At 32.4% G+C, this 11,983-nt stretch carries 13 protein-coding genes; 6 read left to right on the top strand and 7 right to left on the bottom strand.

Features of this window, described 5'->3' with window-relative positions:
- Window positions 1-47: 47 nt before the first annotated feature.
- The 5 genes from argC to AC3QL1_RS13560 all read right to left on the bottom strand — a co-directional run bounded on the left by argC (window position 48) and on the right by AC3QL1_RS13560 (window position 6,305).
- Window positions 48-1,025, bottom strand: coding sequence for an N-acetyl-gamma-glutamyl-phosphate reductase (gene argC, locus AC3QL1_RS13580; RefSeq protein WP_492492107.1), 978 nt, complete (start codon window positions 1,023-1,025; stop codon window positions 48-50).
- Window positions 1,026-1,130: 105 nt separating this feature from the next.
- The gene (locus tag AC3QL1_RS13575) at window positions 1,131-1,544 is read right to left on the bottom strand and encodes a hypothetical protein (protein ID WP_492492105.1); all 414 of its coding nucleotides are present in this window, start codon (window positions 1,542-1,544) and stop codon (window positions 1,131-1,133) included.
- A gap of 38 nt (window positions 1,545-1,582) precedes the next feature.
- On the bottom strand, window positions 1,583-2,776 hold the full coding sequence (locus tag AC3QL1_RS13570) for an argininosuccinate synthase (protein ID WP_492492103.1): 1,194 nt from the start codon (window positions 2,774-2,776) through the stop codon (window positions 1,583-1,585).
- A 67-nt stretch (window positions 2,777-2,843) separates the two neighbouring features.
- On the bottom strand, window positions 2,844-3,485 hold the full coding sequence (locus tag AC3QL1_RS13565) for a GNAT family N-acetyltransferase (protein WP_492492102.1): 642 nt from the start codon (window positions 3,483-3,485) through the stop codon (window positions 2,844-2,846).
- 552 nt (window positions 3,486-4,037) lie between these two features.
- Window positions 4,038-6,305, bottom strand: coding sequence for a M1 family metallopeptidase (locus AC3QL1_RS13560; protein WP_492492100.1), 2,268 nt, complete (start codon window positions 6,303-6,305; stop codon window positions 4,038-4,040).
- A gap of 187 nt (window positions 6,306-6,492) precedes the next feature.
- On the opposite strand from AC3QL1_RS13560, the gene AC3QL1_RS13555 reads away from it, so the two are divergent.
- The 3 genes from AC3QL1_RS13555 to AC3QL1_RS13545 all read left to right on the top strand — a co-directional run bounded on the left by AC3QL1_RS13555 (window position 6,493) and on the right by AC3QL1_RS13545 (window position 8,582).
- A complete protein-coding gene (locus AC3QL1_RS13555) occupies window positions 6,493-7,344 on the top strand; it encodes an aldose 1-epimerase family protein (RefSeq protein ID WP_492492098.1) in 852 nt (283 codons plus the stop codon).
- 10 nt (window positions 7,345-7,354) lie between these two features.
- Window positions 7,355-7,903, top strand: coding sequence for a GNAT family N-acetyltransferase (locus tag AC3QL1_RS13550; protein ID WP_492492096.1), 549 nt, complete (start codon window positions 7,355-7,357; stop codon window positions 7,901-7,903).
- A gap of 124 nt (window positions 7,904-8,027) precedes the next feature.
- Window positions 8,028-8,582, top strand: coding sequence for a DUF3575 domain-containing protein (locus AC3QL1_RS13545; protein ID WP_492492095.1), 555 nt, complete (start codon window positions 8,028-8,030; stop codon window positions 8,580-8,582).
- On the opposite strand, the gene AC3QL1_RS13540 is transcribed toward AC3QL1_RS13545, so the two are convergent.
- Window positions 8,583-8,810, bottom strand: coding sequence for a VF530 family protein (locus tag AC3QL1_RS13540; protein WP_492492093.1), 228 nt, complete (start codon window positions 8,808-8,810; stop codon window positions 8,583-8,585). It lies immediately after the preceding gene.
- Window positions 8,811-8,909: 99 nt separating this feature from the next.
- Window positions 8,910-9,536, bottom strand: coding sequence for an outer membrane beta-barrel protein (locus AC3QL1_RS13535; RefSeq protein WP_492492091.1), 627 nt, complete (start codon window positions 9,534-9,536; stop codon window positions 8,910-8,912).
- Between the two features lie 158 nt (window positions 9,537-9,694).
- Between AC3QL1_RS13535 and smpB the strand changes: the two genes are divergently transcribed.
- The 3 genes from smpB to AC3QL1_RS13520 all read left to right on the top strand — a co-directional run bounded on the left by smpB (window position 9,695) and on the right by AC3QL1_RS13520 (window position 11,957).
- Window positions 9,695-10,150: an SsrA-binding protein SmpB gene (gene smpB, locus AC3QL1_RS13530; protein ID WP_492492089.1), complete on the top strand. Its 456-nt coding sequence runs from the start codon at window positions 9,695-9,697 to the stop codon at window positions 10,148-10,150.
- A gap of 75 nt (window positions 10,151-10,225) precedes the next feature.
- The gene (locus AC3QL1_RS13525) at window positions 10,226-10,864 is read left to right on the top strand and encodes a hypothetical protein (protein ID WP_492492087.1); all 639 of its coding nucleotides are present in this window, start codon (window positions 10,226-10,228) and stop codon (window positions 10,862-10,864) included.
- 91 nt (window positions 10,865-10,955) lie between these two features.
- Window positions 10,956-11,957: a helix-turn-helix domain-containing protein gene (locus tag AC3QL1_RS13520; RefSeq protein WP_492492086.1), complete on the top strand. Its 1,002-nt coding sequence runs from the start codon at window positions 10,956-10,958 to the stop codon at window positions 11,955-11,957.
- Window positions 11,958-11,983: the final 26 nt, after the last annotated feature.

Here is an 11,983-nt window from a genome sequence, read left to right as displayed (position 1 = left end):
TGTTTAATCGATTAACCGAATAAACGATTAACCGTTTTGACAACAATTTAAAATCCGCTTGGTTTCAAATGTAAACCTGTGGTTTCTTCAAGTCCGAACATTAAATTCATGTTTTGAATGGCTTGTCCTGAAGCACCTTTGGTTAAGTTGTCAATAATTGACGTGATTAAAATCCGGTTTCCTTTTTTCAGTAAACTGATAATACATTTGTTGGTTTGCACGACTTGTTTCATATTGATGTTTGTCGTTGTCACGGTTACAAATGGTTCGTTCTTATAAAAATCTTCGTATTTGGCAACAGTTTGTTCAAGAGTTTCGTCAGATGTTGTATATAAGGTTGCAAAAATTCCTCTTGGAAAATCTCCTCTGTTTGGAATAAAAAGCAATTCACTTTCAAAATCATCCTGCAACTGAACCAGACTTTCTGAGATTTCTCCCAAATGCTGGTGTTCAAAAGCTTTATAATGCGACATATTATTATTTCTCCAACTAAAATGCGAAGTTTCTGAAAGTCCAACTCCAGCGCCTGTGCTTCCGGTTGTTGCATTAATATGAACGTCGTTATTCAATAAATTATTTTTAGCTAAAGGCAATAAAGCCAATTGAATAGCTGTAGCAAAACAACCCGGATTTGCAATAAAATTTGCTTTTTTTATGTCTGATTTATTCAGTTCCGGCAATCCGTAGATAAAATCTTTTCCTTCGAAATGAGCATCTTTGTTCAATCTAAAGTCATTTCCTAAATCGATGATTTTAGTGTGGCTTGCAAACTGATTTTCCTGCAAAAATGAAATCGATTTTCCGTGTCCAAGACATAAGAAAACAACATTTACATCCGGATTTATCTTATCAGTAAAATTCATTTCAATATCTCCCATCAAATCGTGGTGCGCTACAGAGAGCGGTTTACCCGAATTTGTTGTGCTGTAAACAAAATCAATGTTTACATTGGGATGATACATTAATATTCTGATAAGTTCTCCGGCCGTGTAGCCCGAACCACCAATTATTCCGATATTAATCATATTTTTTACTTTTTAAATATATTGTTAAATCGAATTCGATTTTTAATATCTTTTGTGTTTTTAGATTAGCCAATTTTAAAAAGTTGTCTAATCTCCTAGTTTTTTTTAATCAATAGCCAAAACAAATTTTGCGGATACAAACTTTATGTAATATGCTTTTATCTGCTCAGGACTTAATGATTGTGTGTCATGTGGAGATTCAACATTATAAACTTCTGTATAAGTAGAATTTGCACCAATTTCAATATATGGAGGAACTCTTTTAATAGGAGTTAATATCAATCCGTTATAATTGGCAGTTACGCTGGATGTTCCTTTTACAGCAACATTATTTGGGTTATTATATTTTATTTCATAATGTAATCGAGATGAATTATTACCTGTGTCGGCTGTAAATTCAAATAATAAAACTTCATAGGTAATCTCTTTTAATTCTTCTTTTTCAGGTGCGACAGTATCACTTGAGCAGCCCAGAAACATTAAAAGAATTGGAAATAGAAAAAATACTTTTGCTTTCATAAAAATTAAGTTTTATTTTTTGAATAAATCATCACAAATTAATCGTGTTCTAAATGGTTTACAGATGAAAATATGTTTTGTGCATTTCCTAAAATCTTAATAAATCCTTTTGCATCGTCAGACGTCCAGGCGTTGTTCATTTCTCCGTATTGCCCGAAACCTGTGTTCATTAAATCATTTTTAGATTCAATTCCGTCAAGCGAAAAATGATATGGTTTTAAAGAAACTGTTACCGTTCCATTTACTGTTTTTTGTGTGTCTTGTAAAAATGTTTCGATATTACGCATTACCGGATCTAAAAACTGACCTTCATGAAACAACATTCCGTACCAGTTTCCTAATTGTTCTTTCCAGTATTGCTGCCATTTTCCAAGTGTATGTTTCTCTAATAAATGGTGCGCTTTGATGATAATTAACGGAGCAGCAGCTTCAAAACCAACTCTTCCTTTAATCCCGATAATAGTGTCTCCAACGTGAATATCTCTACCAATTGCATAAGCATTTGCCAGTTTTTCCAACTTCACGATATTATTTTCAGGAGCATCTTTTTTACCGTTTAAAGCCACTAATTCTCCTTGTTCAAAATGCAAAGTCACTTTTTCTTCGCCTTCTTTTTGCAATTGTGACGGATAAGCTTCACTTGGCAAAGGCTGGCTTGAAGTTAAAGTTTCTTTTCCTCCAACACTTGTTCCCCAAAGTCCTTTATTGATGGAATATTGTGCTTTTTCCCAAGAATAGTGTACGCCATTTTTAGCTAAGTAATCAACTTCTTCCTGTCTTGATAATTTCAAGTCTCTGATTGGTGTGATAATTTCAATTTCCGGAGCAATAGTCTGGAAAATCAAATCAAAACGAATCTGGTCATTTCCTGCACCTGTACTTCCGTGTGCTATGGCGCTTGCTCCTACTTTTTTAGCATATTTAATGGCTTCAATTGCTTGAAAAACACGCTCTGCACTTACTGATAATGGGTAAGTATTGTTTTTTAATACGTTTCCGAAAATCAAATATTTAATCGCTTTATCGTAATATTTGTCTATGATTGTAAGATTGGCGTGTTGCGCACTTCCTAATTCGTAGGCTCTTTTTTCAATCGCTGTTAATTCTTCTTCACTAAATCCTCCTGTATCTACAAGTACGGTATGAACTTCGTATCCTTTTTCATTTTTTAAATATTTCAAACAATACGAGGTATCTAATCCTCCACTATAAGCTAATACAACTTTTTTCATTTTTTATAATTTAGGCTAATACTTTCGTATTTAGCAAGTTTGAGATTTCTTTTTCTAGTTTCTATTCTTAAGATAAAAAAAACAAAGACAGTATTTTGTTTAAGAATAAGGCTTGTTTTATTTTCTTTAATCTGCTCAAAACAACTTCGTTAAAAGGATGTCTTGGCGGATCTTTTGGTTTATCTTTTGGATCGTACAACATTCCTGTACACAAGCACATTTTGTTTTCTTTACTTTGAAGAATTTGAAAATTGGTACAGGTTTTACAACCCGCCCAAAAACTTGGATCTGTTGTCAATTCCGAGAATGGAACAGGTTTGTACCCCAAATCAGAGTTGATTTTCATTACAGCCAAACCGGTTGTAATCCCGAATATTTTTGCGTCAGGATATTTCTGCAGGGAATAATCAAAAACTTTCGATTTGATCTGTTTTGCCAAACCTAAGTTTCTGTAATCCGGATGTACAATTAAGCCGGAATGTGCCACGAATTTTCCATGTTCCCAACTTTCGATATAACAAAAACCTGCAAATTTTCCATCTGCCAAAGCAATCATCGCATCACCGTTCGACATTTTTTTCTGAATGTATTCAGGAGTTCTTTTAGCAATCCCCGTACCTCTTAATAAGGCAGATGATTCTATCGTATCGCAAATTTCCTGTGCGAATTTGAAGTGTTCTTCCTGAGTTACAACAATAGAGATTTTCATTTCAATAGTTGAAGTTAGAGTTAAAAATTAAAACGTATTGTTTAGTTTGAAATCCGGAAAAACATCCAATAAAAATAGACAAAATAGAAGTAACATTCTCAAAATCAAAAACTTGATTTAGAAAAAATTTAATATAAGATGTACTTTTAGTATATGTTTGTCCAATGGACAAATTGTGTGATTTCAAAATGAAAAATGAATATAAATAAATACGCGGCGAAAAACTCTGTGAATACTATAGAGATAGCATCCGTACTTCGGGAGAAGTTACAGGTGAGTTTGTCCGTGACAAAGAAGTTATATGTAAACTTATTTTATTCATCGGTGCAAAAGTACACTATTTTTTAATTTACAAAACAAAAAAATAAAATTCTAACATTTTTTTAATGTAATGTTATTTTTTTTTAAAGAGGCTAAGGTTCTGAGTTTCTAAGATTCTAAGTTTTCTGAAAAACTCAAACTTGAAACGTGAAACTTGTAATTGAAAAAAAACAAAAAACCCGATAGTCATACTGTAACTATCGGGTTTTTAATATTTTACAAATATTTGATTTAGTTCTTTGTAAACGGAATTACTTGTCCATTTCCTAAAACAATCATATCAAATCCGGTTTTTGCTTCATTAAATTTGAATTTTAAACCTGCTCTTTTCGATTGAAAAGTGTCTTTTTCACCTGCAACCGGCTCAACAGAAAACTTAGGATAATTAGTGATTTCAGCACTAAGAACACTGTTTTTTTCTGAGAATTCAATTTTTAAAGGTGCTTTTGAAGTAGAATAATTCCCGATGTAACCATCCAGAATAATATCTTTTTCAACTTTTCCCTTTCCCACAGTCCACACATTATTACTTTCGTTATAATCTGGAAATGCGTGATCAGGATCTAATGTAATGCTTTCTATTTCTTCTGTAGAATTATGTTTGAAAGACCATTCATTGTTACGCTGCCAGATTTCTACAGGCAATTTAACTCTCGTTACTTTTCCGCTTTTTGTTTTTACATCCAAAACAATTGGCATTGGCATTTTGTCGAAATTTTCAACTGTAATCACAACTCCTTTTGCCGGATCATTTTTTACATATTTAATAGAATTGATTCCCTGGTCAAAACGCCAGTTGTTTACGAACCAGCTTCTCCAGAACCAGCTTAAATCTTCTCCCGCAACATTTTCAATTGTTCTGAAAAAATCATCCGGAGTTGGATGTTTATAAGCCCAACGCTCCACATAAGCGCGTAATGATTTGTCAAAACGCTCTTGTCCTAAAACTTGTTCTCTCAAAATTACCAAACCTGCACTTGGTTTTGCATAACATAAAACACCAATATTAGCTTCCTTCATATTATCAGGAGAACTCATAATAGTTTCTAGTTTTGGACTTGTATAATATTCTGCATCTTCGTGCAAATTAGCAGCAGGCTGTTTGTATTCGCCATTATTGAAATCATAAGAACTTACAGAATTGATAAAAGTATTAAAACCTTCATCCATCCAGGCAAAATAACGCTCGTTTGAACCTACAATCATCGGGAACCAAATATGTCCAAATTCGTGATCTGTAACTCCCCATAAATCATCTCCTTTAGATTTCCATCCACAGAAAACAATTCCCGGATATTCCATTCCGCCTTCATTTCCTGCTACGTTTGTTGCTGCCGGATAAGGATATTCAAACCATCTTTTTGAATAGTTTTCTATTGATGATTTTACATATTCTGTAGAACGTCCGTAGGCACCGTTTCCGGCACTTTCTACCGGATAAGCAGATAAGGCTAAAGATTTTTTACCACTTGGCAAGTTTATTTTTGCTCCGTCTAAGATAAAAGCCGGAGACGATGCCCATGAAAAATCACGCGCATTTTTAATTTGATAATGCCATGTTTTTTCGCCTGTTGCATTGGTGTTTGCAGTTGCAGCAACTTCTTCTGCAGAACGAATCATAACTGTTTTGTCGCTTTGTTTCGCTTCTGTATAACGTTTAAATTGCTCAGCAGGCAATACTTCGGCTCCATTTAATAATTCACCCGAACCTACCACATAATGATTTGCCGGAGTTGTGATTTTTACATCAAAATCACCATATTCTAAGTAAAACTCAGAAGCTCCTAAATAAGGCGCAGTATTCCAGCCTCTTACGTCATCATATACGCACATACGCGGGTACCATTGTGCGATTGTGAAGATTTTTCCGTTTTGAGTTTCTAAAACTCCCATTCTGTCTGATCCTTCAAAAGGTGCGATGAATGAGAATTCGATTTTAATTTTTACAGATCCTCCTTTTGAAGCCAATTCTTCAGGAAGAAAAATTTGCATTCTTGTATCTGTAACAACATATTTTACATCAGTTTCTGTTTTTTTCTTTCCAGAAATTACTTTTACTGATTTTATTTTATTTCCTCCGTCAAAAACCTGACCCTGAGCTCCGTTACGGCTTCCGGTTAAAGGCACAACAGCGTTTCCTCTTGAATCTTCTTTGAATAAATTCTGGTCTAAATTCAACCAGACAAACCCTAATTTATCAGGACTATTATTTGTATACGTAATTTCGTCTGTACCAACAATCTCGTTTGATGTTGCATTCAATTTTGCCGTTATTTGATAATCGGCTCTGTTTTGCCAGTATTCTGCTCCCGGCTGACCGCTGGCAGAACGGGTTGATGTACCATTTTTAGTGTAAAAATGTGGTGCAAAAGCATCATGGTAATTGTAATTATTAACAGGAGTAACTGCTGTTGTAGCTGGCGTTTGCTGTGCCCAAACAGAAGAAATCCCCACAAACAAAGCCATGGTTAATAAGGCTTTTGAAGATTGTTTTTTCATATTTTTTAGCTGTTTATGTAGCAAATTAATGAAAAAAAAAGCTATTCGCAGAGAAAAACTTAACCTTAAATTAAAATTTAGCAAAAATTTATAAAAAAAATAATTTGAGCCATTTTCCTAAAAAAACTTAATTTTATAAAATATATTTACATCACTTTTAAAACTAATTCTTTTCAATTATACTATTTTGAATACAACTATATCAAATTCAACACTTAAAGCTTCGATCAAACATGCCGGAGCTGAATTATTTTCCTTAAAAAACAACCAAAACAAAGAATATATCTGGGAAGGCAATCCTGATTTCTGGGGAAAACATTCACCGGTTCTTTTTCCGATTGTGGGAACTTTAAAAAACAACATTTATACAATTAATGATAAAGAATATCAATTGTCAAGACATGGTTTTGCACGCGATATGGAATTTGCATTAATTAATAAAACTGAAAATAGTGCGACTTTTTCTTTGCAGTCAAATGCTGAAACACTAAAAAAATATCCTTTTGAGTTTGAGTTACAACTTATTTATACGCTTAAAGAAACTACTTTGGATATTGAATATAAAGTAATTAATAAAGGGGAAAGTAAAATGCCTTTTTCTATAGGCGCACATCCCGCAATTGCATTACCGGAAAATTTTGAGAATTATGCTTTTAAATTTGAGAAAGAAGAAGTTCTTAAATACTCACTTTTAGAAAATGATTTGATTTCGAATAAAACAGAAACTTTAGAAACGACAAATAATTTAGTTCCTTTAAACTATAAATTATTTGAAAATGATGCTTTGGTTTTTAAAACTTTAGAATCAAATTCGCTTACTATTCTTGAAAATTCAAAGCCTTATGTAAAAGTTGATTTTGCAGATTTTCCAAGTTTAGGAATCTGGACAAAAGATCAGGCTCCGTTTGTGTGTATTGAGCCGTGGTTTGGATATTCAGATACGGCCGAAAATTCAGGTGATTTATTCGAAAAAGAAGGAATTTTGATTTTGGGTGCCAAACAAACATTTAATTCAAAATTCAGTATACAAATATTATAAAATTAAAAAAATGCTGGAATTTAATTTTTCTCCATTTCCAATTATAGAGACTGAACGTTTACTTTTAAGAAGGATTACGAATGACGATGTCAACGAAATTTTTGATCTGCGTTCGAATCCCGAAACTATGAAATACATTCCGAGACCTTTAGTGAAAAATACTGAAGATGCACTCGCCCATATTGCCATGATCGATGAAAAAATTGATACCAATGTTGGAATTAATTGGGCACTAACATTAAAAGGAAATCCGAAATTACTGGGTGTGATTGGCTTTTACAGAATGCAACCCGAAAATTATCGTGCTGAAATCGGGTATATTTTATTACCGGAATTTCATGGAAAAGGTATTATCCCTGAAGCCGTAAACAGATTAAACAGATATGGTTTTGATTATTTGAAATTACATTCTATCGAAGCGGTTATTGATCCTGAGAATTTTGCTTCGGAAAAAGTATTGCAAAAATGTGGTTTTGTAAAAGAAGCCCATTTTAAAGAATCTGAATTTTATGAAGGGCAGTTTTTAGATAAAGTAATTTATTCGTTATTAGATAAGTAACCATCTATTACAAAAAAAATGTAGTTAAATACAGTATTTTCACAATAGCAAGTACAGTATTGCGTTATATTTGCACGCGAAATAAGTATTGAAATCTTATTTCTTTGCTCCGAAATCTCTCTTTATGAAAAAATTATTTGTGCTGTTTGTTCTTTTCTTTTCAATTCAATTGCAAAGTCAGACTTACTTGAAATTTAACGCAGCCACTGCTCTATTTGCAATACCAAATATTGGAATTGAAACAAGTATAGGCGAGAAAACTACTTTTAGTGTTGATGTTATGGCTTCTTTTTGGGAATCTTTTAATGGACATTCTCCAATGAAATTTTACACTCTAACGCCAGAAGTTCGTTACCATTTTAAAGAAAAATACAAGGGATTTTATGTTGGTGTGCATGCTGGACCGGATGTTTACGAACTGCAAAAATGGAATTATTGGGACAGCGCTAGATACGAACATGGTTTTGGTTATCGTTTAGGTGCTACTATTGGTTATAACATCAAACTAAACGAAAAATTTGTTCTCGATATTTTTGCGGGAGGTGGCTGGCACCAGGGTTTTTATCATGGCTATTACAACGACGGAACTCCCGGAAGATATGAGAAAGCACAGAACTGGAACAAAAGTGGCGAATGGCTCCCTTATCGTGGTGGTGTTATGATTTCGTATAAATTATAATTAGACCGTAAACTTCGGTAAAGTCTTTACATACAATTCTTCTACTTTTTTGCGCGCCCAATCGGTTTTTCTTAAAAAAGTTAAGCTTGATTTTATACTTGGATTTGAAATAAAACATTTTATCGGGATTAATTCTCCCAATGTATCAAAACCATAATGAGCGACTAACTTTTCTAAGATTGCCTGAAGTGTGATTCCGTGTAATGGATCTTTGGATTGATTTTGCATTTTTTACTTTTAAAATAATATAAAAGACCGTACTCAAAAAAGTACGGTCTTTCTTTTTTACAAAATTAACGATTTGAAATTAAATCAATCGACTAGTATTTAGAATATAAATTTAAATCCGACAGAAAGTGGCGTTGTTAAACTAGTTCCTCCGGCTAAATATGCTGAATCAACATTTGCCATATGCGCTAATCCAAAATTAGTTACGGTAGTTTTTTCACCAACTGTAGGGTCAATTGTAGTTGATGTAAAATTCGCCAGATCATAAGAAAACTCAACTGAGAAATTTTTCGTTACGAAATAATCAAAACCTCCTGATACAGATAAACCAAACTGGTTTATTTTTGTGTCACTTTCTTTTTCTTTACCCGTAATAACAGGTAAAGCTGCTTGTCCGAAGAAATAAAGAGAACCAGCTATATTCCAATATTTTCGTGCTAATGGCTCAATTACAATTAAATCTGTTTTTGCTGCCGTCCCCGCTTTTGAATCTGACTTCATATTAATATACCCCAATCCTGCTCCAACTGCTACTGATGGCGTAATAAATGTACCAACAATTGGAATTACCGATAAATTTGTGTTTTTCACATCTGCCGTTTTAGTTTGCTGGTAACCAAATTGAGATGTTGCAAACCACGCTCCCTTTAAACCCTGAGCTGAATCCTGAGCTTTCGCAGTTAAACCTACTAATACAATACTGATTAATGTTACAATTTTTTTCATTTTATAGTTTGTTAAATTATTTAACAAACTTACCAGTAAGGCTTTTTCTTAAAAATGATTAAAATCATAGATTAAAAAAAATCTTTAACTATCTTAGATTCCATTTTAATTATCTTAGGACTACAAAAGTTTTTAATTTTGTTTTACATTTGCACACTATGTTAAAAACAGTCAATATACTTAATAAAAGAGCTCGATTTGATTATGAAATCATCGACACTTATACTGCCGGAATAGTTTTGACCGGAACAGAAATAAAATCTATACGTTTAGGAAAAGCGAACATTACCGAAAGTTTTTGCGAATTCAGTAATCTGGAACTTTTCGCTATTAATACTTACGTTGAAGAATATTCTTTTGGAAATCAGTTCAATCATAAATCAAGAAGCGAACGAAAATTACTTTTAAATAAAAAAGAATTAAAAAGCCTTCATAAAAGTGTTCAGGCAAAAGGATTAACGATTGTTCCGTTAAAGTTATTTACCAACGAAAAAGGTCTTGCAAAACTGCAAATTGGTCTTTGTAAAGGAAAGAAAAATTACGACAAACGTGAATCGTTGAAAGAGCAGGACACAAAACGAGATCTTGATCGTATTAAAAAAGCATACAACTAAATCTTAATTCGCTGTAAAAGAACGATTTTAAATATTTTATTCTTATTTTTACTACAATAATTTTAAAAATAAGATATGAAAAGGTATTTAATTCTATTAGCTGCTATTATCCTTTCGGGTTGTGGCAGTAATACTTCGATTGTAAACAGTTGGAGAGATCCCAAAATAACTGTTGCTCAGGAACATTTTAAAAAAGTTTTGGTTGTTGTTTTAGTAAAAGACGAAGCTTCACGAAGAGTTGCCGAAAATAGAATTGCTGCCAGTAATGAAATTTTTAAGACTTCTTATCAATATTTAAACGAAACCACTTCAAGCCTCACTAAGGAGCAAAAATTAAAAATTCTACAAGACGAAAATTTTGACGGAGTTGTAACAATGCGTTTGGTAAGTACTGAAAAAGAAACCAATTATGTTCCCGGAACTTATACCGGAATGTATTATGGCGGTTTTGACGGTATATATAGCGGTATGTACGGATATGGTTTTGGGAATTGGTACGGAATGTATTCTACAGACTTTTACGATCCCGGATATTATCAGGAAACTACTTCTTATTTAGTAGAAACCAATATTTTTTCATTGAAAGAAAATAAATTAATCTGGACAGGAACTACAAAATCAGATTACGTGACCGATTTAGGTCAGACAGTTGATGCTATTATGCAGGCTGTTGTTGGCGAAATGAGAAAAGACGGTTCTTTGCCTCCGAACTAGAAACAAAAACAAAAAGCGATATCTTTAAAGTATTGCTTTTTTTGTGACATAATAAATGACTAAATTTGTCACGACTCAAATTTTCATATAAATGAAATCACTTTTAAAAAATGCCAGAGAAAAGAAAGGATTAAAAACGAGAGAAGTGGCACAACTTCTTGGAATTGATCAGGCATTAATCAGTAAATTTGAGTCGGGAACCAGAAAACCTACTAAAGGCCAAATAACCAAATTAGCACAGCTTTTAGAAATTGATTATGAAACATTAATGATTGTCTGGCTTAAGGAAAAAATACTTTACGAAATTGGTGATGAAGAATTTGCTCTAAAGGCTTTGCTTTTAGTTGAACAAGAAATTCAAAAAAATAAAAAAGAAATCAATTCGATAATAATATCATCTGTCCAAACGATTTTAGACGAAATTGAAATATTAAAAAATAAAATACAATCTTTTAATCATTTTGAGTTACGCCAGATTTCAAAAGCATTAGAATTAGAATTTATATTTAAAAGCATTCGTTTAAATGGAAATCCTTTAACATTAGAAGAAACTAAATCTATCCTAAATGATGGTTTGACAATCAAAGGCAAAAGCATGCAAAATCACCTTGAAGCTATTAATTTTCAGGAAGCTGTATTATATATTAAAGATTTAAGTCAAAAGAAGACATCTTTAAATGAAAAAGATTTACTTATAATGCACAATTTGATATTCAAAGAAATCGAATCTGAAAATTCGGGAAAATATAAAAATGATTCATTAGTTATGCGTGAAATGAATCAATTTTATAACTGGTATGAATTGCAAAAAAATAATTTACATCCAATAATTCTCGCATCTGAAGCACATCTAAAAATACTCGAAATCAATCCTTTCGTAAATGGAAATCTTCAAATGGCGAATTTAATATTAAACTGGATTTTACTTCAATATAATTACACATTTGCTTCAATAGAAGAAAATAACATAAATGAATATTTTTCAATTTTGGAAGAAAGTCAACTTCAGAACGATAAATCTATATTCATTAATCATATCGTTAAAATTGAAAAAGAAAATCTAAAACGAGCCATAGAATTAGCTATAAAATAAAAGCCCGACTTAAACCGGGCTTTTTA

The organism is Flavobacterium sp. GW823-FHT04A11 (genome assembly GCF_058796535.1).
This window is presented reverse-complemented; position numbering and strand designations above follow the sequence as displayed.